21 protein-coding genes and 1 pseudogene are annotated in these 23,007 nt (G+C 37.1%); 10 read left to right on the plus strand and 12 right to left on the minus strand.

The window, feature by feature from the left end; all coding sequences use genetic code 11:
- Nucleotides 1-8 precede the first annotated feature (8 nt).
- Nucleotides 9-2,744, minus strand: coding sequence for a sodium-translocating pyrophosphatase (locus tag EG346_RS20170; protein WP_123881116.1), 2,736 nt, complete (start codon nucleotides 2,742-2,744; stop codon nucleotides 9-11).
- A 132-nt stretch (nucleotides 2,745-2,876) separates the two neighbouring features.
- Here EG346_RS20170 and EG346_RS20175 point away from each other — a divergent pair, with 132 nt between their 5' ends.
- A complete protein-coding gene (locus EG346_RS20175) occupies nucleotides 2,877-4,601 on the plus strand; it encodes an amidohydrolase (RefSeq protein ID WP_228426182.1) in 1,725 nt (574 codons plus the stop codon).
- A gap of 143 nt (nucleotides 4,602-4,744) precedes the next feature.
- On the opposite strand, the gene EG346_RS20180 is transcribed toward EG346_RS20175, so the two are convergent.
- The 8 genes from EG346_RS20180 to EG346_RS20215 all read right to left on the minus strand — a co-directional run bounded on the left by EG346_RS20180 (nucleotide 4,745) and on the right by EG346_RS20215 (nucleotide 11,130).
- Nucleotides 4,745-5,356, minus strand: coding sequence for an inorganic pyrophosphatase (locus tag EG346_RS20180; RefSeq protein WP_073331303.1), 612 nt, complete (start codon nucleotides 5,354-5,356; stop codon nucleotides 4,745-4,747).
- Between the two features lie 17 nt (nucleotides 5,357-5,373).
- Nucleotides 5,374-5,886 carry a DUF7935 family protein gene (locus EG346_RS20185; protein ID WP_123881118.1) on the minus strand — a complete coding sequence of 171 codons (513 nt, stop codon included), beginning with the start codon at nucleotides 5,884-5,886 and terminating at the stop codon, nucleotides 5,374-5,376.
- Nucleotides 5,887-5,910: 24 nt separating this feature from the next.
- Complete coding sequence (locus EG346_RS20190) at nucleotides 5,911-7,074, minus strand: hypothetical protein (RefSeq protein ID WP_123881120.1); 1,164 nt, start codon at nucleotides 7,072-7,074, stop codon at nucleotides 5,911-5,913.
- A gap of 101 nt (nucleotides 7,075-7,175) precedes the next feature.
- Nucleotides 7,176-8,108, minus strand: a complete 933-nt coding sequence (locus EG346_RS20195) for a phytanoyl-CoA dioxygenase family protein (RefSeq protein WP_123881122.1) — start codon at nucleotides 8,106-8,108, stop codon at nucleotides 7,176-7,178.
- Between the two features lie 92 nt (nucleotides 8,109-8,200).
- Nucleotides 8,201-9,112: a hypothetical protein gene (locus tag EG346_RS20200; RefSeq protein ID WP_123881124.1), complete on the minus strand. Its 912-nt coding sequence runs from the start codon at nucleotides 9,110-9,112 to the stop codon at nucleotides 8,201-8,203.
- A complete protein-coding gene (gene radC / locus EG346_RS20205) occupies nucleotides 9,109-9,786 on the minus strand; it encodes a RadC family protein (protein ID WP_123881126.1) in 678 nt (225 codons plus the stop codon). The genes EG346_RS20200 and radC overlap by 4 nt, the downstream gene beginning before the upstream one ends.
- A gap of 80 nt (nucleotides 9,787-9,866) precedes the next feature.
- On the minus strand, nucleotides 9,867-10,445 hold the full coding sequence (locus EG346_RS20210) for a murein L,D-transpeptidase catalytic domain-containing protein (RefSeq protein ID WP_073331320.1): 579 nt from the start codon (nucleotides 10,443-10,445) through the stop codon (nucleotides 9,867-9,869).
- Between the two features lie 16 nt (nucleotides 10,446-10,461).
- Entirely contained in the window at nucleotides 10,462-11,130 is a 669-nt protein-coding gene (locus EG346_RS20215; RefSeq protein WP_073331323.1) for an ABC transporter ATP-binding protein, read from the minus strand.
- 182 nt (nucleotides 11,131-11,312) lie between these two features.
- Between EG346_RS20215 and EG346_RS20220 the strand changes: the two genes are divergently transcribed.
- Entirely contained in the window at nucleotides 11,313-12,479 is a 1,167-nt protein-coding gene (locus EG346_RS20220; protein WP_123881128.1) for a hypothetical protein, read from the plus strand.
- A 79-nt stretch (nucleotides 12,480-12,558) separates the two neighbouring features.
- Here EG346_RS20220 and EG346_RS20225 read toward each other — a convergent pair whose 3' ends face one another.
- Together EG346_RS20225 and pdhA are read right to left on the minus strand one after the other, a co-directional pair.
- The gene (locus tag EG346_RS20225) at nucleotides 12,559-14,172 is read right to left on the minus strand and encodes a dihydrolipoyl dehydrogenase family protein (RefSeq protein WP_073331329.1); all 1,614 of its coding nucleotides are present in this window, start codon (nucleotides 14,170-14,172) and stop codon (nucleotides 12,559-12,561) included.
- 95 nt (nucleotides 14,173-14,267) lie between these two features.
- Nucleotides 14,268-15,269, minus strand: a complete 1,002-nt coding sequence (gene pdhA, locus EG346_RS20230; protein WP_073331332.1) for a pyruvate dehydrogenase (acetyl-transferring) E1 component subunit alpha — start codon at nucleotides 15,267-15,269, stop codon at nucleotides 14,268-14,270.
- 124 nt (nucleotides 15,270-15,393) lie between these two features.
- On the opposite strand from pdhA, the gene EG346_RS20235 reads away from it, so the two are divergent.
- Together EG346_RS20235 and EG346_RS20240 are read left to right on the plus strand one after the other, a co-directional pair.
- Nucleotides 15,394-15,996, plus strand: a complete 603-nt coding sequence (locus EG346_RS20235) for a phosphatase PAP2 family protein (protein WP_123881130.1) — start codon at nucleotides 15,394-15,396, stop codon at nucleotides 15,994-15,996.
- A 7-nt stretch (nucleotides 15,997-16,003) separates the two neighbouring features.
- Nucleotides 16,004-16,501 carry a BlaI/MecI/CopY family transcriptional regulator gene (locus EG346_RS20240; protein WP_073331335.1) on the plus strand — a complete coding sequence of 166 codons (498 nt, stop codon included), beginning with the start codon at nucleotides 16,004-16,006 and terminating at the stop codon, nucleotides 16,499-16,501.
- A gap of 277 nt (nucleotides 16,502-16,778) precedes the next feature.
- On the opposite strand, the gene EG346_RS20245 is transcribed toward EG346_RS20240, so the two are convergent.
- Nucleotides 16,779-17,147, minus strand: a complete 369-nt coding sequence (locus EG346_RS20245; RefSeq protein WP_034727704.1) for an RNA-binding regulator — start codon at nucleotides 17,145-17,147, stop codon at nucleotides 16,779-16,781.
- A 306-nt stretch (nucleotides 17,148-17,453) separates the two neighbouring features.
- Here EG346_RS20245 and EG346_RS20250 point away from each other — a divergent pair, with 306 nt between their 5' ends.
- The 6 genes and pseudogenes from EG346_RS20250 (at nucleotide 17,454) to EG346_RS20275 (ending at nucleotide 23,007) form a co-directional block, all read left to right on the plus strand.
- A complete protein-coding gene (locus tag EG346_RS20250) occupies nucleotides 17,454-17,660 on the plus strand; it encodes a helix-turn-helix domain-containing protein (RefSeq protein WP_073331339.1) in 207 nt (68 codons plus the stop codon).
- A gap of 58 nt (nucleotides 17,661-17,718) precedes the next feature.
- Nucleotides 17,719-18,129 (plus strand): annotated as a pseudogene (locus EG346_RS20255) (DUF6157 family protein).
- A gap of 95 nt (nucleotides 18,130-18,224) precedes the next feature.
- Nucleotides 18,225-18,617, plus strand: coding sequence for an acyl-CoA thioesterase (locus EG346_RS20260; RefSeq protein WP_073331345.1), 393 nt, complete (start codon nucleotides 18,225-18,227; stop codon nucleotides 18,615-18,617).
- Complete coding sequence (locus tag EG346_RS20265) at nucleotides 18,614-19,174, plus strand: helix-turn-helix domain-containing protein (protein ID WP_123881132.1); 561 nt, start codon at nucleotides 18,614-18,616, stop codon at nucleotides 19,172-19,174. Before EG346_RS20260 ends, EG346_RS20265 begins: the two co-directional genes overlap by 4 nt.
- A 243-nt stretch (nucleotides 19,175-19,417) precedes the next feature.
- The gene (locus EG346_RS20270) at nucleotides 19,418-22,273 is read left to right on the plus strand and encodes a heavy metal translocating P-type ATPase (RefSeq protein ID WP_123881134.1); all 2,856 of its coding nucleotides are present in this window, start codon (nucleotides 19,418-19,420) and stop codon (nucleotides 22,271-22,273) included.
- A 5-nt stretch (nucleotides 22,274-22,278) separates the two neighbouring features.
- Entirely contained in the window at nucleotides 22,279-23,007 is a 729-nt protein-coding gene (locus tag EG346_RS20275) for a DUF72 domain-containing protein (RefSeq protein WP_123881136.1), read from the plus strand.

Below are 23,007 nucleotides of genomic sequence, written 5' to 3' on the forward strand. Positions count from 1 at the left end.
ATTTGGTTTTAAAGAGTCAGGACTCTTACATCAATTCTTCTGTTTTTTGCTTTACACTCATCGGTATCATTGGCTTCACACACCGGATGCTGCGAGCCGTAGCCTTCGGCTTCTACCCGGTCTGATGAAATTCCTAATTCAAGAAGTTTCAGTTTGGCGGTCTGAGCTCTTAGGTTTGATAATTTCTGATTGCTTTCTTCATTACCGGTATTATCGGTATAACCACCTAATTTTATTTTTAAATCAGGATACGCATTTAAAATTTCGGCAAGATTATTCAGCTGTAATTCAGAACCTGCTTTCAGATCACTTGATCCTGTCTGAAAATAAAGGTTTTCCAGCGTATACCAGTTATTCGGATCAATTATGCTTTTATCTTTTTGATTCACCGCATTGTAAAATTGAAACAATCTGCTTCCTTCACCCAATGTGATGGTTTTTCCTCCTTTCAGTTTTATTTCCTGAATAGCCCCGGTCTCATAGACAAAATCTCCGTTTTCATTGAGCTGTCCTTTAATCTCTTTTGTAGAAACGGGAGTTGCCTGAACTCCTGCATACGCTGTAGATGAACTGGCATTATAAGCTTTTGTGAGGCTTTCCAGTTTAGCCTTTCTATTGGCTTCAATTTTATCTTTATGGATCACTGCCAATGTGGGTGCAATGACTAATGAAACAATAGACATTAGTTTGATCAAAATATTCATTGACGGTCCTGAAGTATCTTTAAACGGATCTCCCACTGTATCTCCCGTTACGGAAGCTTTATGAGGCTCAGACCCTTTGTAATACGTCTGACCATTGATGTCAACGCCTTTTTCAAATGACTTTTTAGCATTATCCCAGGCACCTCCGGCATTATTCTGAAACATTCCCATCAGAACGCCACATACGGTTGCTCCTGCCAGAAATCCTCCCAAAACTTCAGGTCCAAAAATAAAACCGACTAAAATTGGGGAAATAATGGTGATCGCTCCGGGAAGCATCATTTTTCTGATGGAAGCATCGGTGGATATGGCAACGCACTTTTCATATTCAGGCTGTGCTTTTCCTTCCAAGATCCCCGGAATTTCGCGGAACTGCCTTCTTACTTCTTCTACCATCGCCATCGCTGCCTGTCCTACTGCTGTAATGGCCAGTGACGAGAATATGAATGGAATCATTCCGCCTACAAACAATCCTGCCAGAACATCTGCTCTGTAAATATCAATACCGTCAATCCCTGCAATGCCTACAAAAGCAGCAAATAAAGCCAATGCTGTCAACGCAGCAGAAGCGATGGCAAATCCTTTTCCACTGGCTGCTGTAGTATTTCCAACGGCATCCAGGATATCTGTTTTTTCACGGACTTCTTTTGGAAGCTCACTCATTTCAGCAATTCCTCCGGCATTATCTGCAATAGGTCCGAAAGCATCAATCGCGAGCTGCATGGCAGTGGTAGCCATCATTCCGGCTGCGGCAATGGCCACTCCGTAAAGTCCGGCACATAAATAAGATCCATAGATACCCCCTGCTAATACGAGGATCGGAAGCAATGTAGATTCCATTCCTACCGCAAGACCCCCAATAATATTCGTTGCATGTCCTGTAGATGACTGTCTTACAATGCTGGAAACAGGTCTTTTACCCATGGCTGTATAATATTCCGTGATGATGCTCATCAAGGTTCCTACCACCAATCCTACCATTATCGCTCCGAAAACACCCATTTTAGTAAATTCATGTCCTCTGAGTGTCATTTTCTCCGGAAGAAGATAGTTGACCAGGAAATATGAAGATATGGCTGTAATCACGATACTTCCCCAGTTCCCCAGATTCAGGGCGTTCTGTACGCTGGAAGTAGATGAGCCTTCATTATCATTAATTCTTACAAATAAAGTTCCTATCATAGAGAAAATAATCCCTGTCCCGGCGATAAGCATCGGAAGGAGAATAGGAGCAAATCCTCCGAAAGAATCATCAGACATCGTTTCTCTGCCTAAAACCATTGTGGCCAACACCGTGGCAACATATGAACCAAACAAATCGGCTCCCATACCTGCCACATCTCCTACATTATCGCCTACGTTATCGGCAATTGTAGCAGGGTTTCTAGGATCATCTTCAGGAATTCCTGCTTCCACTTTTCCAACCAGGTCAGCGCCAACATCGGCCGCTTTGGTATAGATCCCTCCACCTACTCTTGCAAAAAGGGCAATGGATTCGGCACCCAAAGAGAACCCGGTGAGAATTTCAATCGTTTTTTCCATTTCATGGGAATCTACTGTTGCGTCGGGAGCAAAGATCTGTTTAATGATCAGAAAGAGAGATCCCAAACCAAGAACGGCCAGTCCGGCAACCCCCATTCCCATCACGGAACCTCCGGTAAAGGAAACTTTCAAAGCCCTGGACAATGAAGTTCTTGCAGCTTCTGCGGTTCTCACATTGGCTTTTGTCGCGATTTTCATTCCTATAAAACCTGCCAGAGCTGAAAATACGGCTCCCACGGCAAAAGCAAGACCGATGCTCCAGTGAGAATTGGAATTACTGGATCCCATCACTGCAAGCAGGATAGACACTACGACCACAAAATAGGTTAAAATCTTGTACTCAGCCTTGAGAAAGGCCATGGCACCGTCAGCGATATGTCCGCTGATTATTTTCATTTTCTCATTTCCGGCATTCTGCTTACTTACCCAGTTACTCTGCAGGAAAGTATATACTAAGGCGATGACGCCAAAAACCGGAATTAAATAGAACAAATCCATAGTTTATTATTTTTATATTAATAAATAGTAATTAGTTTTATAAATATAATAAAAATTCCATGGTTTTATTAAGCCTTGTGTTATAATATCTTTTTTCGTAAATTTAAAGAACACCACAAAACAGAATATAGTATGAGAGTATTAATTTATTTAGTCTTTTCAGCATTTCTTATGGTCAACTGTCAAAACAGAATGCCTAAAGAAAAAGCAGATGTTCTTTATTTCGGAGGAACTATTTTAACCATGGAAGATGCAACACCTGAAGTAGAGGCTATTGCTTTAAAAAATGGCAAAATACTTTTTGCAGGAACTCAGGCAGAAGCAGATCGTTATAAAGGCGATCAAACAAAGGTCTTTGATCTTAAAGGTAAAGTTTTACTTCCCGGTTTTATTGATGTTCATGGACACTTGACTTCACGAGCAGGAATGATGCAGGCTATAGACCTGTTTCCGGAACCTTACGGGACCGTCAATTCCATTCAGGACCTTCAGATGACCATTAAAAAATACATTAAAGATCATTCAACCCCGAAAACCCAGCCGATTATAGGGAATGGCTATGATGATGCGATTATGACGGAACATCGGCATCCTACCAAAGATGAGCTGGATGCGATAAGTATGACTAATCCAATTATAGTTATTCATACTTCCGGACATGCCAGTGTAGCAAATACCGCCATGCTAAAGCTTTTGGGAATATCTGACTCTTCAAAGGATCCTGAAGGCGGACATTACGGAAGAGATAAAAAAACAGGGAAACTTAATGGTAAATTAGAAGAAAATGCCAGTTTTAAAGCCCTTCTTGCGCTCACAGAAAAGATGAGTAAAGAGGCAGGTAATTCGCAGGATCAAGCCATTAAGAATCTCATGAAAGCTCAGGACGAATGGTTGAGTTACGGCCAGACTACAATCTGTGACGGTAGGACAATGGGAGAAAGTGTAGGTCTGCTGGAAAAAGCTGCTTCTGAACACCTTTTCAAAGCCGACATTGTCTATTTCCCGGATTATGAATACTTCAAAAAGGATCTGAATATTTTTAAGCCCAAGTATATGAAGTACAACAATCATCTAAAACTTGGGGGCTTCAAATTTTCGGATGACGGCTCTCCTCAGGGTAAAACCGCATGGCTCACAAAACCTTATCTTGTACCACCTGAGGGTCAGTCTGCAGATTACAAAGGCTTTCCTATTTTTTCTGATCAGGTTTTATATGATGATCTGAAGACTTTGTTTCAGAATCATATTACGGCACAGCTTCATGTGAATGGTGATGCTGCGATTGATCAGGCATTACGGGTGATTGGAAAACTAAAAGAAGAAAACATTTACAAACCTGAACTGAGGGCTACTCTTATTCATGTTCAGAACAGCCGTCCGGATCATATTCAAAAGATTAAAGATATCGGTCTCATCCCATCTTATTTTTCTACTCATGTTTATTTATGGGGTGACTGGCATTACTCCAGTGTTTTCGGACCGGAAAGGGCTTCATTTATCAGCCCCGCCAATTCTGCATTGAAGGCAGGAATTATTTTCACGATGCATCATGATGCTCCGGTAACTCCTCCTGATCTGATTACAGCCATGTATTCGGCAGTTAACAGGAGAACACGCTCCGGAAGAATTCTGGGACCAGATGAAAGAATCACCCCTCTTAAGGCATTAAAAGCAATCACCATCAATGCAGCTTATCAGCTTCAGGAAGAGGAAACAAAAGGCTCCATTAAAGCAGGGAAACTCGCGGATCTTGTCATCCTTGATCAAAATCCGCTGACTATTAATCCGGAACAAATCCGAAGTATCAAGGTATTAGAAACTATCAAAGAAGGAGTTTCTGTTTATCAAAGGAAATAAAATTATTTTCTGTTTTTAGGATGACTCTTATGCTTTCATAACTGAAAATGATCGTTGTACCGTCTATATCTTAATCATTGGCCAATAAAAAAAAGCAGATGAAAATTCATCTGCCTTTTATAATTATTTAGGAATGCTGTTTCTTAGCCTCCGAATTTTTCTGCGTAATCTTTTTGAGAAGCTACAATCACTTTTCTGGCGTGCTCAGCTCCGTATACCTCGTGAATTCTGCATTTTGCAGGCTCATCCGGTAAATTTTTATAAGTTAGGAAGTAGTGCATTAATCTTTTAACCTCTGCTTCAGGAAGCTCAGCGATATCTCTGAAATGTCCGAATGCGTGGTCACCGATCATTACTGCAACGATTTTATCATCAGCTTCCCCACCATCAATCATTTTGAATCCACCGATTGGAATCGCTTCCATTAATAATCCTCCGGAATGGATATTGTGAGAGCTTAATACACAAATATCAAGTGGATCATGATCTCCTTCCGTTACATCATCAGCTCCAGCTTCAACAGCCAGTTTCATTACTTCATTGTGGCAATAGGTTCTTGGAACAAATCCATATAAAGCGGGGATGATATTGGAAAATTTCTGAGGTCTGTCTACCTTTAAAAATCCTGTTTCTTTATCTACTTCATATTTAATGGTATCTGAAGGAACGATTTCCACGAATACGTTGACAACATTTGGCGCATCTTCTCCTGCAGAAACCCCATGCCATGGATGTGCTTTAAAATTTGGAATCATTATTTATCTGTTATTTTTTAAGTTATAATTAAAATTTCTCTTCTAAGGTCTTCTATTGTGGCAGCAATATAGTCATCGCTTTCCATATAATTCATGATGAAAATGGTTTTGAATTCTTCAAGATCGGCATTTCCATTCAGTCCGTCATAAGTTTTGTGAAGTAGGTCTATTAAAGCATTCTTAGAATCCACAATGTTTTTCCATGACGTTTTTGTAATATACAGCTGTTGTGAAGAATTGTATTCAAACTCATCATTGATAGTCTTTTCGGTCAGAAAGATGAATTCATGAGCTGCAAGATCTTTATCAAACTTCTGAATAATATTTGACGGTTTTATTCTTTCTAAAAAGAGCGTCATCCTTTCATAGGAATGGGCCTTATTTTCAGCATTGGATTTTACAGAAAGAAGCTTGATCTCCTGATTTTTAAGGGTAATGTAAGAATGTACAAATTGTCTCAGCAAAACCAGAAAAGGTATTGCGATAATCAATGCAAAAGCATACGGTAAATATCCTGAAAAACTAGTCATAATTTTAGACCGCAAAATTACTAATTATTTTCCGGCTTCTAAAGAGTTTTTAAATATATCGGTCTTAGAATTCTGAATGTAGATGAGAGACAGTATAATGATGAGATAAAAACCAATCATCATCCTGTTCGCCAAACTGGGAAAAACAAGGAATCTTAGAAATACAGAGGCATAAATGGCACCGAAAAACAGACATTGCGCCCAGCTTTTTTTACTGCTCACTGAAAATTTATTAGCTAAAATAACGACAATGAATAATAGCAGTAACGGAAAATAGGAACCATTGAAGTCAAGCATTATAGTCTTCTTGATAAAATTGAAATAGTCCGGAAAATAAAATGGATCGGGATTCGATATTGGATAAATCTGAACTTTTGTAAACTGATTCATAAATAAAGTGGACCAGGAAATCTGGTTGAAATACTGGATCAGAAAGAAGGAAAGAAAAACATAACCATAAGATAGAAATAGTTTTACCGTTGTAATCTGAAGGCTGTTTTTAAAAAAATAAGCCAGGATATAAAAAAATGAGTATAAAATGAAATATTCAGGTCTTGTTAAAATACACAGCATGGCAAAAACCGTAGCAGCAAGATGATTCTTCCTGACCATAAACACATATAAGCTTAGTAACAATAATAAACAGGATAAACTGTCTGCCGAAGCATGCCTGCTGGCTTCCAGAAGAGGTTTGAACAGGGAAATTAAGATCGTTATGATGAACGCTAAAGGATAATTTTTTATCGTTTTAATCAGGTAACAGAATACTAAAATCAGGATCAGAACATAAGAAACAATTGAGGTTAAAAATACGGAAGTTGTAATTTTAAAACCTAATTTAAAGAACATCAGATTAACAAAATTATAAAAAGGTTTTACAGAAAACAGCTGCAGTTCTTCTCCGTAAGCTTTTGGATTTTCTGAAAGAACTTTATAATAGGTATTCTCCCCTTTTGCAATTTCTTCATCCTGAGGAGTGATGCCGAAAAGTTTGGGATTGGTTCCTTTCAGTTCATTATATACCTTTTTGTGGATATCCTCTATTTTCATATCGGGATATTCTGCTTTATAGATTAGACCTGCATAAGCCTCAAGATCTACATTGTAATACTGATGGGTATACAAATACCACGACATCAGACATAAATAGATTGAAAAAATAAAAACAAGAATATTTCTGTTTTTCATTTGCATTTTTGTTTTATTCTGTAAGAATGCAAAAGTAAAAAAACTATTTGTTCAGCCGTTATTATTATTCAACTTATTATTTTGCGAGAAAAAGACAGGCATTATAACTGGAATAATGCAGGTCGCTGGGTCACTTCATGATAACATACACTGTTTTCATCAAAAAAGTGATATACCAGACTTTTCCTTGTTTTGTTTTTATCTGTATGAGGCTCGCCACCGTGAAGGATATTGGCGTGCCATATGAGCATATCTCCTTTTTTAGCTCTGAAAATTTCTTTTTTTAAACCCAGTTCCTTTACCTTACCATCTAAAAATTCTTCATAAGCCCGATAGCTCTTTTTTCCAATCCTCAATGCGTCCCCTTCATTCTCATAATCAGAATTCAGAAAATAAGGAAGTTTATGACTTCCTGGTATATAGTGAAGTGCACCATTGGTCTCATCCACATCTTCCAAAGCAATCCATACTCCCAGAAGTCCGCCAAGCGGATAGGTGGTCATATGAATACTGTCTGAATGTGTTTTTTGCTGGCTTCCGTTGATAAAATTAATACTTTGAAAAAGCTTCGCCTGCCCATCCAATAGTACGGAAAGAAAGTCCAGCAGGTTTTTATTGTTTCCTATATTTTTAATAATTTCAGAATGATGGATGGCAAACATGAGTTTTCCGCCATAAATAAATTTCAGCGTCCCATTTTGCATAAGCTTTTCAATTTCATTATTGATCTTATCTGCATCATCTGTACTGATAAAATTCCTTAAGATCATATATCCGTTATCATTGTAGTGTAAGGCACTTTCTTTATTTTCAGCAGTTAAACCTTTGAAAAATTCGGTATTAACCATTTTTTCATGAGTAATGGTTCTTTCGGAAGCCGGAAGATGCGCAAAGTCAGAACTGGAAATACTGGAAAAGTATTTTTTGTTGACTCCATATTTTTTGTATAAAGGAATATTATGCTGTAACTTTTTCTTGTTAAAAAAATTATAAATGATATAGGGCAGTTTATAATGACGGATCTGCTTTAGCATGGCTGAAATGTTAGTATTAAATACTTGATAAAGGTAACAAATATTATTTAATTAAAACCATTCTAAATAACGGTTTACATATGATAATAATCCTAAAAAAACTTTCCTCTCATCATAAGTGATGCAAAATTTTTGACAAGAGCCTTTTTTGAGTTATCAATTACCGCATAGGGCTTCAATTCTGGTCTGAAACCTCTAAAAAACTCTTCAATACTTGGAAGATTTCCTCCTTCAAAATCAAAAATATAGTTTTCTATATTTTCTTTGATGACATGGTCTATCAGTGTAGATGCCCCTGCCATCTTAATATATTTTTTATCATTAAATGTTCCTAAGAGAGCAATCGTATCATAATCTGAATAGGTGGCGATCATATTCGTAATTTCATTGTGATAATAAAAAGCAAAGAATTTCAGATACTTTAATGAATAGAATGCCTCCAACGTTTTCAGTAAAGCGACTGAATCATGTTCCTTATCCAGTCCTACTACATTTTCCCTTATAAACTTTTCTGCCTTCGGATAGCTTATCTCTTTTATTGCTGAATTTTCCAGTACTTCATCATCCAAGCGTAATTTTCTTTTTCTTTTTGGCGAATACTTAGCAAAGACTTCAGTATAACTACCAGGATATAAAAGAAAATTTTTTTTGGTGTCTAATTTGGATTCAAAGCTGTTGGTTTCGTTAAAATAGTAAACTTTGACGAGATAGTTTTTTTGAAGAAAGTGAAGGAACCTCTCATTCATCTTCTGATCATCTTTTGCTGAAAAGACCCCAAGTTGCTGGCACATCAGAGGATTGTGGACTATTTTGATCCTTTTTTTGGAGATAAAAGGAACAGGCATTACCGCTTCATAGTCGTTGTATACTAAAACATCCCATTGTTTATTGGCTGTCACATCTAAGAAATCTTTTGATGCTGAGTATTTTCTTTGTTCTGAATTTTCGAGACAGTCAGCATATTTCTTAAAATCGATCTCTTTATATTTCAATCTTCTAATCATAATAATCCTTCATCTGAGAAACTAAAATAGGTGTCGTGCGTAACAATCACATGATCCAGAAGCTGGATGCTTAATGTTTTTCCGGCTTCTTTTATTTTTTGGGTAATTCCCATATCTTCTTTGCTGGGTTTCAAACTTCCTGAAGGATGATTGTGGGCAATGATAATTCCAGTAGAGAAATGATCCAGAGCAGTTTTAAATAAAACTCTCACATCTACTACAGACTGGCTGATCCCGCCTTGTGTCAACTGTGAGACATGAATCACTTTATTGCTCTGATTCAGAAACATCGCCCAAAACTCTTCGGTCCTTAAGTCTGAAAGTTGATTTTTAAGGATAAAATAAACATCCTTGCTGTTGGAAATAACGGGTTTCTCAGGGATTTCCTGAACAGCTCTCCTTTTTCCTATTTCTAATGCTGCAATAATAGAAAGAGCTTTTACTTCTCCTATTCCTTTGAATTTCATCAGTTCTTTACTGGAAAGAAGGCTCAGCTGATGCCAACTGTTATTTACTGATGATAGAATTTTTCTTGCCAGCTCCAACGCACTCTCCTCTCTGCTTCCGCTTCCCATAATAATTGCCAGAAGTTCAGAATCAGAAAGTGAACTTTTACCTTTCTGTAAAAATTTCTCTCGGGGTCTGTCGTCTTTAGCAAGTAATTTTATGGTCATCTTTTGGAGATTAGAGATTAGAGATTAGAGATTAGAGATTAAGTTATAAATTATATAGATTTTAAATCATTTGGATAAATTTAATAAAATGCATACATGATAACAGGTTGTTTTGAATGGTCCAAGTATTGAGCCGTTTGAATCAGTGCATTATGAGAAAGCATAGGACATCCTAAACTCAAACATGCAGGATTTCGTGATTCCTGATCCGGAACACATCCTAATGAATGCAACACGATGGCACGCTCCATAGCATTACTGTTCCCGGTATCCAGCCCCCTGAGCCTGTAAGCTTTTCCGAATTTCCCGTTATAACTATTCAGAATTTCATACTTTCCCAATGAAGACTGGTAGGAACCTTCTGTATTACTGAACTGAAGAGCATCTGAATTCTTGATCACCGAACCTGAACCATGAGAAACAATTGCCTTTTGCAATAGTTTATTATTTTTCAGATCATACACAAAGTATCTGTATTTTCCGGAATATATTTTAAAATTAATAAAAACAGCGATATCCTGATTGTAATTTTTACCTTTTAAAAAATGTTTAAGTTCCAAAACTTTTACGGCCGGAAGAATCTCAGACAAACTGTTTTCCTGGGACTCAGCTTTAGAGCAGGAAATAATAAAAAGGAACAGGAAAATAAACTTTTTCATTAAGGTTAACAGGGATTTATTCGATGATCATTCCATCTTTCATCACTAGTTTTCTGTCCGTGATTTCTGCAAGGTTCGGGTTGTGTGTTACAATGACAAACGTCTGGTTATATTTATCTCTCAGATCAAAAAATAATCTGTGAAGATCATCCGCATTCTTTGAGTCTAAGTTTCCCGTAGGCTCATCCGCAAAAATAATTTTTGGAGAATTGATCAAAGCTCTTGCTACTGCTACCCTTTGCGCTTCCCCTCCTGATAACTGGTTGGGTTTATGGTTCAGTCTCTGCTCTATTTTAAGGTCTTCAAATAAAGCATAGGCTTTCTCTAAGGCCTCTTTTTCATTCGCTCCTCCTATTTTGGTAGGAAGCAATACATTTTCTAAAGCGGTAAACTCAGGAAGAAGCTGATGAAACTGAAATACGAAACCAATATTGTGGTTTCTGAATTTTGAGAGCTCCTTATCATTCATATTAATGAAAGATTCTCCTGCAATGCTAATTTCCGTATTATACTTACTGGAATTGCTTGGATGATCCAAAGTTCCTAAAATCTGAAGCAATGTAGACTTTCCTGCTCCGGATTCGCCTACAATAGAAACCACTTCACCTGTTTTAATGTGAATATCAACTCCCTTCAGTACTTCTAAATTTCCATAAGATTTATGGATATTACTTGCTTTAATCATGATTCAAAAATAGTAATTTGATTTTAAAATTCAGTCATAAAACTGATATGTTGGCAATATTTTTAAGCAGCATTAAACTACACAAAGGGGTTATTTTAATAGGAGTAATGTTTAGATAGATTTGAATATCGTTATAACGGAAGTACAAAATTTTACATTCCAACTAAAAAACAGAAAATAAAATGCTAAAAACAAATTTCGAAACAAAAATTGATTTTACGGAAAGAAAAATTCAAGAGTTTCTTTTTGACAAAAACCAACAGAATTACCAGATGAGTCCAACTGCTAAAAGCGGATTTTTTTATTCCAATGATAAGGTTGCCAATGATCATACGATTAATGCATCCTATAAACAGAAAGTAAAATATTCTGTACGGGAATTCTGGTGTGTTATACAAAATAATATATCGGTACAAAATAATCCGATCACTATTGTATACGAGCAGGAAGTAGATATTAATCCTGAATATCTGATCTATTTTAAAGAAGGAATGAGCGATGAATCCATTGCTTATGCCAAAAACATTATCAGTCAATATCGTTTTGATACCGGAATTGACGTTGAAGAATGGATAGAATCGAAGCTAAATATTTTATTAACAGAGGATATGTTCTATATAGAAACCTCATTAAATATCACAAAAACAGGAGAAAGAATAGAGTTTAATACTGATCAGCGCTATGCATTTTTACGGGTATATCATCTCATTGATGAAGATCTTGAAAAGGAGAAACCTGTAAAAAGTCAGGTTCATATCATCGATGACGGAGATCTTTCACACTGGCAAAAAGAATCTAAAACAAGGCTTGAAAAATTAAAATATGAAGAATTAATATTAGGTATTATTGAACCTAAGCAAGATCCTGCCATAAAAGAATACCCTGTAAATACTGCTATTCCTGAAGCGCAAAAAATTACTGACGTACTCTCTGCTATTTCAAGTTCACTGATTCCTTCAGATTGTGGAGTGATGAATTTTAAGACCATAAAATTATTAACTCTCTTTAATTTTCCTGAATTTAAAGTTGAAATGGTCGACCATAGAATTAGAATCGGATGTTCGGATATTATTATAAGTCTGCCTGTGCTAAGGATCAGAAATGCCCAGATTGTTTTTTACATCTATTATTCGGTTCCTGATGATATCACCCAGGTTTTATTAAAAATAATGACTGTCTGTGCAACAAGAGCTGCCCTTGAAGCTGCTGTTTTAGGTGTTATAACCAGCAATCCTGCGGTGGCCATTGCTGTATTTAATAATCAATTTAAAAACTGTATTCAGCAGGAAGCCCTAAAATGTATAAATCCTGGGATTATGACATTGAAAGAAACCGACGAATGGCATTAAGCCATCATAATCATTATATTTTTCAACACAAAAAAACCTCTCAAAATGAGAGGTTTTACTATTTGTATAATCCAGACTGTTACAGCAACAAAGTTAATGGACTTTCCAGATATGTTTTTAAAGTCTGTAAGAACTGAGCTCCGGTAGCACCGTCTACCACTCTGTGGTCGCATGCTAATGAAAGCTTCATAATATTTCCTACTACGATCTGACCGTCTTTAACAATCGGTTTTTCAATGATTGCTCCTACTGAAAGGATCGCAGAGTTCGGCTGGTTGATGATACTTGTAAATGTTTCGATTCCGAACATACCCAGGTTTGAAACCGAGAATGTAGAACCTTCCATTTCATTGGCTTTAAGACCTTTATTTTTCGCTCTTGTCGCCATATCTTTTACCGCTGCAGAAATCTGAGTGTAGTTCATCTGATCTGTATTTTTAAGTACAGGAACTACTAATCCGTCAGGAATAGCTACTGCGACACCTACATTAATATTTCCTCTGTGGATCACCTTATCTCCTGCCCAGCTTGAATTCACCTGTGGATGTTTTCTTAAAGCCACTGCAGTCGCCTTAATGATCATATCATTGAAAGAGATTTTAGTATCCGGTAAAGAATTGATTTCTTTTCTGGCCTCAATCGCTTTATCCATATTGATCTCTACCATCAGATAATAGTGAGGAGCAGAGAATTTACTTTCAGCAAGACGTTTTGCAATAATATTTCTTACCTGAGAGTTTGGTGTTTCTGTATCTTCACCCTGAACAAAACTCAATGCCACCTGAGCTGCTGCCGGAGCAGAAGCTGCTGGCTGAGCCTGTGCCTGAGAAGGTTGATAGTTTTCAATATCTTTTTTAACGATTCTTCCGTTTTCTCCTGATCCATTCACGCTGTTGATATCAACACCTTTGTCCTGAGCCATTTTTTTAGCCAATGGAGAAATAGCTACTCTGTCTGAAGATGAAGAACTTACAGCAGGAGCTGCCTTTTCTTCTGCTTTAGCTTCGGTTTTCTGTTCTGCAGGCTTTTCAGTAGACTGAGCCGCTGCTTTTGGAGCACCTACCGCAGAAACATCTGTTCCTTCCGGACCGATAATCGCCAACACTGAATCTACAGGAGCCGCACCACCTTCTTCTACCCCTTGCTTCAATAGGATTCCATTGAATTCAGATTCGAAATCCTGAACTGCTTTATCTGTTTCGATTTCAGCAAGAAGATCACCTTCTTTTACAGTATCGCCAACATTTTTATGCCATTTCGCCACTTTACCTTCTGTCATTGTATCAGAAAGTCTTGGCATGGTAATAATTTCTACACCTGCAGGAACTTCTGCACTAGTCTGCTCAACACTGGTAGCGTTATTTTCTGTTTTCGATTCTTCTTCAGATTTTTTTTCTTCAGAACCTCCGGTAGCAGGAGCAGCAGCCCCACCGGTTAATCCTGAAATATCTTCCCCTTCATTTCCGATAATCGCTAAAACAGAGTCTACAGCAGCAGCAGATCCTTCTTCTACACCAATGTATAAAAGAGTTCCGTTTATTTCAGATTCGAAATCCTGAACAGCTTTATCTGTTTCAATTTCGGCTAAAATATCTCCTTCTTTTACTTTATCTCCTACGTTTTTATGCCATTTCGCCACTTTACCTTCCGTCATAGTGTCGGAAAGGCGGGGCATCGTAATTACTTCTGCCATAATTTATTGTATTAATTTGTTAATGTGATGATGTGATGATAAGAACAGTGAACATTGAGTTAACACATCATCTATCATCGAATCAGCAAATTATTTTAGTTTTCTAATTGATCTAAGAACGGGTAATTTTCCTGAGCATAAACATATTCATAGATTTTGTCTGTATCCGGATATGGAGAGTTTTCCATGAATTCAATACACTCATCTACAAAATCTCTTGATTTGTTGTCGATAGCTTCCAATTCAGTTTCGGTAGCCCATCCGTTTTCAAGGATTCTATGTTTTACCAGTTCCATTGGGTCATCATTCTTATGAATGGCTACTTCTTCCTTGCTTCTGTAAGGTTCAGCGTCAGACATAGAGTGCCCTCTGTAACGGTATGTTCTTGCTTCAATGAAGGTTGGTCCGTCTCCTCTTCTTGCTCTTTCAATTGCTTCGTAAGCTGCCTCAGCAACTTTCTCAGGATCCATTGCATCTACAGCAAGGCAAGGCATTTCATATCCCAAACCTAATTTGTAAATATCTTCGTGGTTAGCGGTTCTTTTCACAGAAGTTCCCATGGCATACTGGTTGTTTTCAACCACAAATACGACAGGAAGTTTCCAGTTCATCGCCATATTGAATGTTTCATGAAGCGATCCCTGTCTTGCAGCTCCGTCTCCGAAGAAACAGATGTTTACTGCTTTTCTGTCAAAATACTTATCTGCAAAAGCAATTCCAGCTCCCAAAGGAATCTGTCCTCCTACGATACCGTGTCCACCATAGAAACGGTGTTCTTTGCTGAAAATGTGCATAGATCCACCCATACCTCCGGAAGTTCCGGTAGCTTTACCGCAAAGTTCAGCCATGATTCTCTTAGGATCTACTCCCATCGCCATTGGATGGATGTGGCATCTGTAAGCAGTAATCATACTGTCTTTTGTTAAATCCATTGCATGCGTGAAGCCGGCAGGAATAGCCTCCTGACCGTTATACAAATGTAAAAAACCTCTGATCTTTTGTTTTAGATAAAGAGAACGGCATTTGTCTTCAAACCTTCTCCACATTGTCATATCTTCATACCACTTCAGGTATACCTCTTTAGAAAATTCTTTCATGTGCTAGCTCTTGCTTTTTTATGATGAATATTTGAGCAAAATTATAAAAAAAACTTTGTTTTTATCGTATACATACTAATTGTTTTTTTGCTTATAGTGTTATATTTGAATTTTAAACTTGAACATGGAAGAAAAACAGCCTTCAATGGTACATAAAATTTCAAGAATCATCTCAGATTTTTTCAATCCACTTGTTTCTTTATTTATTTTTTTCGTTTACATGAGTATAAGAGAATACTCATATAAAAACTCTATCCTTTACTTTGCCCCTATATTATTGATAATTATTGCTCCGGTAGTGATCTGGCTGGTATGGAATGTAAAAACCGGAAGATATACCAATATGGATGTTTCTGATCGTGTTCAGAGAAAAAGTCTGTATCTCTTTATTGCTGCCTGCGTGATCACTTACCTGATTTTTAATTATGTCAGGAACGGATATATTGATCTGGTGATGCTCTTTATTCTGATTTTGGTTTTCACGATGCAGATCAGTAATTTTTTCATCAAAAGTTCGATGCATACAGCCTTTAATATTTTTGTGGCAGCCTTATTTTTCACCCTGAACTGGAAAGCAGGGCTGATCTGGCTGGGAATTGCTGCTTTAGTGGGAATTACAAGAATTATTTTAAAAAGACATACGGTAAAGGAAGTATTTATGGGTGCCGGAATAGCATTTATGGTATCTTTTATTTATCTTTATTGCAATATACAATTTCAACATTAAGAATTCTATGAAAATAAATCATCTTACCGCTGCTGAGGAAAATTTTATGAAGCTGTTCTGGAAGCTTGAATCTTTTTATCTGAAAGACATCATGGAGCAGCATCCTGAGCCGAAGCCGCATCAGAATACCGTTTCTACCTATTTAAAAATATTAGTGGAAAAAGGCTATATCACGACTCAAAAAGAAGGCAGAATCTTTAAATATACTGTAGTTGTTCCCTCTGAAGAGTACAGAAAATTTTTATTAAAAGAGCTTTCTCATAATTTTTTCAATGATTCAGGGAAGGAAATTCTGGACTTTTTATTGAACGAAAAATTAATATCTCAGGATGATCTGAAAAATTATTTTGATCTTAAAATCGAGACTGTTCCTTCGAAAATTGAAGAACCGAAGTTTGAATATGCAGAAGAAGTCTTAAATCCTAAGAAAATTAAAAAAGTCAAAACAAAAGAAAAGGATAAGGAAAAAGATAAAGACAAGAAGAAAAAGAAGAAAAAAGATTAAACATATCCATTCAAGTAGATGGAAAGCTATAGAGTATTATATTAAGTCATATATAAAGGATCATTCTCTTCTATCCAAAGTATCTGTACATCATCTAACAAGTAAACCTGACCGCTTATCCATTGTATTCTGATTTCCTCAAATCTCAGTTTTATCCAGTAATAAGCTGCTGTTCTATAATAAAATATCCCTTTTTAAAAAACTGAAAAACCTTCAGTCTGTTTAAAAAGGGATATATAGTGCATAAAAAAAGCGGCTAAAAAGCCGCCTTATATTTTTACCAACGATTTCCGCCGCCGTTTCCACCACGGTTGTTTCCACCACCATAGCCGCTACCGCCGCCTCTATTGTTGTTTCCTCCGTAACCACCTCCTCTGTTGTTGTCAAAGCTTCTTCTTGGCTTTTCTTCTCTTGGCTTAGCTTCAGATACGTTTAACTCTTTTCCGTTAAATTCTTTCTGATTAAGAGCTTCGATAGCTTGCTTTCCTTCTTCATCTCCCATTTCTACAAAACCGAAACCTCTTGAACGGCCAGTTTCTCTGTCTGTAACGATTTTAGCTGATGATACATCACCAAATTCTGCGAATAGATCGTGCAACTCATATTCTTTAGTTGCGTAATTGATGTTTGAAACAAAAATGTTCATTTTAAATAAAAATTAAAAATTAATAAAAATTTGGTATATAAAAGAAAAGCAACATAAATTAATGAACAAATATTGATTCCAAATATAAACGTATGCAAGATACAATTTAAAATTTTAAATCAAAGCTTTTTTTAAAGTATTTATCACTGTCGTAAGATGTCAGAGTCATATATTATCGATTAACAATAAATAAATATTGTTTATTATAAAATTTTTACTGAAATTCGCTTAAAGTTAAAATTAGTTAACATAAAAAATCACCCAAATAAGCCTGCACAGAGGCGACAAAAAGACAACTATAACACTATGCCTATTATAATAAACCTTGACGTGATGATGGCCAAAAGGAAAATGTCTTTGAACGAGCTCTCAGAAAAGATAAATTTGACATTATCCAATGTATCCAACCTGAAAACGGGGAAAGCAAAAGCGATCCGGTTCAGTACGCTTGATGCCCTGTGCAAAGCACTGGAATGTCAGCCCGGAGATATTCTGGAGTACCGCGAATCATAAGACATGAAAAATTCACTGATTATCTTTAAATGTTCAATATTCTTCACGTAATATATATATGATACACACCACCAATTACATCAACACTTTTATTGAGATTGCCGATGACTGCACCATTTCACATGCAGAGACGCCACCTGAAAAGAAAACAAAAACACTGGCAAGTCTTCAGTATGAGCAGATTAAAAAAAATCCTTACCGCTATCCTTCCGATGACATTATATTTGAATGTTATGCGATCAAAAATAATATTTCTGAAAGTGAAAAGCAGCAGGAAAAAACACAGTTTTTTTTCTAAAGGATAACCCTTCCTCCGGTCGTCTCCTTTAGCCAAACGCTCGGATTTGGGATCCATCATAATAAGGAAGGAAAAGTGGCTATTTTCGCGGTTGACAGCAAAGAATTCCAAAACTTTTTAAGTGATGACACGATAAAAAAGGTAAAAGCGATGCGCTCCAAGAAAAAGTGATTGAGAAAATGAATCATTTCCTTCAGATCAGTAAATACCGTTTCCTTGATAAACCCAGTTTTTAACACTAAATTTGTGAAGCAAATTATTAAAACATGAACTACCATACGAGAAAATGGGTAAAGCCCGAAGATCTGAATCCTAACCACTCTCTTTTTGGAGGAAGACTTTTACAGTGGATCGATGAAGAGGCAGCTCTTTATGCCATCATTCAGCTTGAAAACACAAAAGTGGTGACGAAATTTATTTCTGAAATTAATTTTGTAAGCTCAGCCAAACAGGGTGATATTATAGAAATAGGGATTGAGGCATCACATTTCGGATCATCATCCATTACCTTGAAATGCAATGTACGAAACAAGATGACTCACCAGACCATTATCACCGTTGATAAAATTGTAATGGTCAATCTGGACAGTGAAGGAAATCCTGCACCACACGGAAAAACACAAATTGAATTTGTAAAAGACAGACTGAACCAACCATGAAAATTTTTGTAAAAAACATGGTGTGTAACCGTTGCATTTCCGCAGTGGAAAAAATATTCAATGAGGCGGGTGTAATGATACATTCTGTCTCTTTGGGCGAAGTAGTAACTGAAACTGATGTTCCGGCTGAAAAAATGCTGGCGATAGAAAAAAAATTTCGAGAAACAGGCTTTGAAAGAATTATGGATTCTACCCATCAGCTTGTTGACAAGATTAAAAATAAGATCATCATTAAGATCAGTGAACTTGACATTGATGAAAATTTTCTTCTTTCTGAGTTTTTAAGTTCAGAGATTCACAAAGACTACAGTTCTCTTTCCAAAACCTTTTCTCAAAACGAAAATATTACACTGGAACAGTTTTTTATCCTGCATAAAATTGAAAAGGTAAAAGAACTGCTGCTTTATAATGAATTCACCCTTACGGAAATTGCTGGAAAGCTTGGCTATAAAAGCGTTCAGCACCTCTCATCCCAATTCAGGAATATTACCGGATTTACCCCCACAGAATTCAAGAAACTGAAAGACCATCAAAGGAAGACACTGGATAGCTTATGAGTTGGAGAGTTTGAGTATAAACGCGTGCTAAACTATTCAAATATGTTAATAGGATAATCAAAAATCCCCATTCTTAAAATCTTCACCTTATATACCCACTTCTACTCTACAACTCTCCAATCCTCTCATACTTCTACAAAAAAAACTCTAACATCTACATTCCAAATTCTGTAACTATTATCCCTAAATTTATAACAGCCTTTCCAATTGATTTTGGACATTTGCAGTATAAATTCAAGGATCATGCAAAGACAATACAATATACTCGGAATGACCTGCTCCGGATGTCAGAAGAAAATTTCTGAAAAACTCAACAGCGTTGAGGGAGTTACAGCCGATGTCAATCTGGAAAACAATACCGCAACCATCACTTCCGATCAGGAAATTGAACTTTCGGTTTTAAATAATGCATTGGGAGAGAAATATAAACTGGAAGACCCTAAAAAACCTGATACTGCATTTGTAAAACCTCAGGACAGAGTTTCCCCTTCTTCAGTCTATTATTGCCCGATGGAATGTGAAGGAGACAAAGTCTATTTCAAACAGGGTGAAAGATGTCCGGACTGTAATATGTATCTTGTTCCTATTGAGGAAAAGCATGCTAAAGATCCCAATCACAAACCCACCTACTCCGCTTCCAATCTTCCTTCAAATTTCAAAGACAGTGTAGGAAAACACTACTGTCCGATGTTCTGTGAAGGAGATAAAGTCTATGATGAAAAAGGTGACTGCCCTGTTTGCCATATGCACCTGGAAGAAATTACAGAAGATCTTGCCAAAAATGCACCTTCTCACAATCATCAGCATTCTCATTCCCCTACTCATGACCACAGCCATCATGAAGCTCCGAAAGTGACCGATGATATGGCTGGAAAATATTACTGCCCGATGTACTGCGAAGGAGATAAAACCTACGACTCTAATGTAGGATGTCCTGTATGCGGAATGGATCTGGTAAAATACCCCGAAAAGAAAACGGCAAAATATACCTGCCCGATGCATCCGGAAGTTATTCGTGATGAGCCCGGAGACTGCCCGATATGCGGAATGGATCTGGTAAGAATGCCAGATAGTGACGAGGATGAAGAAGATGAAACCTATCACATTCTGAAAAAGAAATTCTTTATTTCCCTTGCCTTCACGATTCCGGTTTTTATTCTTTCAATGGGTGGGATGATGATTAATTTCCCTTTTTCTCACAAAATACAGGGATTTATTGAACTCGCACTTACTCTTCCGGTGCTGTTTTATTCCGGGTGGTTCCTGCTCAAAAGAGGCTGGGTTTCGTTCAAAACATGGAATTTAAATATGTTCAGTCTGATTGCTTTAGGCGTTGCAGCTGCTTTTATTTTCAGCATTGTAGCTTTGGCTTTTCCAGATATCATTCCTCACGAAATCAGAGGTCACAATCACGAGATTCCATTGTATTTTGAAGCGGTCTGTGTGATTTTGACGCTTGTCATCTTAGGACAACTGATGGAAGCAGCAGCTCATAAAAAAACAGGAAATGCCATTAAGGAACTGATGAATCTTTCTCCGGATGAAGCTAATCTTATCGTGAATGGAGTAGAAAAAAGAGTCTTGCTTTCTCAGGTGAAAATCGGAGATCTGCTGAAAGTAAAACCAGGCGAAAAAATCCCTGTTGACGGAAAGATCACCGAAGGAACTTCTTTGGTGGATGAAAGTATGATCACAGGAGAACCCGTACCAGTAGAGAAAAGTATTGATGACAAGGTTTCTTCAGGAACGATCAACGGGAATAAAGTTTTCATCATGAAAGCTGAAAAAGTAGGTGATGAAACTCTTCTTTCACAGATCATTAAAATGGTAAATGAAGCCAGCCGAAGCAGAGCACCAATACAGAAACTGACGGACAAGGTGGCCAAAGTATTTGTTCCGGTGGTGATTCTTATTGCTGTTCTTACTTTTGTTTTATGGCAATTTTTCGGACCGGAAGGAAAAAGAAGTCTATTTGCTTTCGTAAATGCAGTTGCCGTCTTAATTGTTGCCTGTCCATGTGCATTGGGTCTTGCTACTCCAATGTCTCTGATGGTAGGAATCGGGAAAGGGGCTAAAAGTGGTATTCTGATCAAAAATGCAGAAGCACTGGAACAAATGCATAAAGTGAACGTTCTGATCACGGACAAAACAGGAACTTTAACGGAAGGGAAACCCTCTGTAGAATACATTGAAACTTCAGGAATCGGAGATAAAAACAAAATTTTAAAACTTGCTTTTTCCCTTAATCAAAACTCGGAACATCCGCTATCCAATGCGGTGATCAAAAAAGCGAAGGAAAAGAATTTAACGGTAGAAAAAGTGAATGAATTTGAAAATATTTCTGGAAAAGGAGTTCAGGGAAATATCAATGGAAAAACTGTTTACCTGGGGAACGAAAGCCTTCTGATCTCGAACAACCTATCTGTTCCACAGGCCTTAAAAGATAAAGCTATTGAGGTACAATCCAAGGCCCATACCATTTCTTATGTAGCACAGGATAAAACCGTATTAGGCTTCATCAGCTTTACGGATAAAATTAAAGAGACTTCCAAAAAAGCGGTTCAGCGTCTGATGAAGGAAGGAATTGAGGTGATCATGATGACCGGAGACAATGAACATACCGCAAAAGCGGTTGCTGATGAATTGGGAATCAAACATTATAAAGCAAGCTGTCTTCCTGAAGATAAATTGAACGAGGTTAAAAAACTTCAGCAACAAGGAAAGATTGTCGCGATGACGGGAGACGGCATCAATGACTCCCCTGCCCTCGCCCAGTCTAATGTGGGAATTGCAATGGGAACCGGAACTGATGTCGCGATGGAAAGTGCTGAAATTACTTTATTGAAAGGTGATATTTTAGGCGTGGCAAAAGCCAAATTGCTGAGCGAAAAACTGCTTAAGAACATCAAAGAAAACCTGTTTTTTGCATTTATCTATAATGTTTTGGGTATTCCGGTAGCGGCAGGATTATTGTATCCTTTCTTTGGAATATTATTATCACCCATGATCGCAGCCGCTGCAATGAGTGTCAGTTCACTGTCTGTCATTCTGAATTCACTGCGTTTAAACTCTGTAGATCTGGATGCAGACATAAAATAAAAATCATGAAAAAAGGAAGTCTTTACATTGGATGTTCGGGATTTTATAATAACGACTGGAAAGGGTCACTATATCCTGAAAATGCCCAAAATAAAGACTTTCTTGCCTTATATTCCCTAGCTTTCAATACAGTCGAGATCAATTCTACCTTTTACAGAAAACCTACCGCCAAAACGCTTTTAAAATGGCATGATGAAACGCCTGACGATTTTAAATTCTTTATTAAAATTCCGAAAGCCATTTCCCATGAAAAACGTCTGAAAGAATCTAAAGAAGACATTTCAGAATTCTGTACGCATATTCAGACTCACTTAAAAGAAAAGCTTGCCGGGTTCCTGTATCAGTTTCCACCATCTTTCAAAAAATCACAGGAAAATATAGATCTGATTTTGGCCAACCTCAATTTTATTTATCCCAACGTCATTGAATTTCGTCATGAATCCTGGTGGACAGAGGAAGTTTTCAGTCTTTTAAAAGAAAATAACATTGTGTTTTCAGGAGTAAGCTTTCCGGGAAATCTTCCTGAGGATGTGATCATCAATCATCCTGATATTTTGTACTACAGGCTCCACGGAAAACCTGTTCTTTATAAATCTGAGTACAGTTCAGAGTTTATAGATACTGTAGCGGAAAAAATCAAACATTCAGAAAGAAAAGCCTTTATATTTTTCAATAACACCTGGGGAAATGCGGCGATTGAGAATGCACTGTATCTCAAGAAAATTTTAGATTAA

Origin of the sequence: Chryseobacterium carnipullorum, assembly GCF_003815695.1 — a bacterium.
GTDB classification, from domain to species: Bacteria; Bacteroidota; Bacteroidia; order Flavobacteriales; family Weeksellaceae; genus Chryseobacterium; species Chryseobacterium carnipullorum.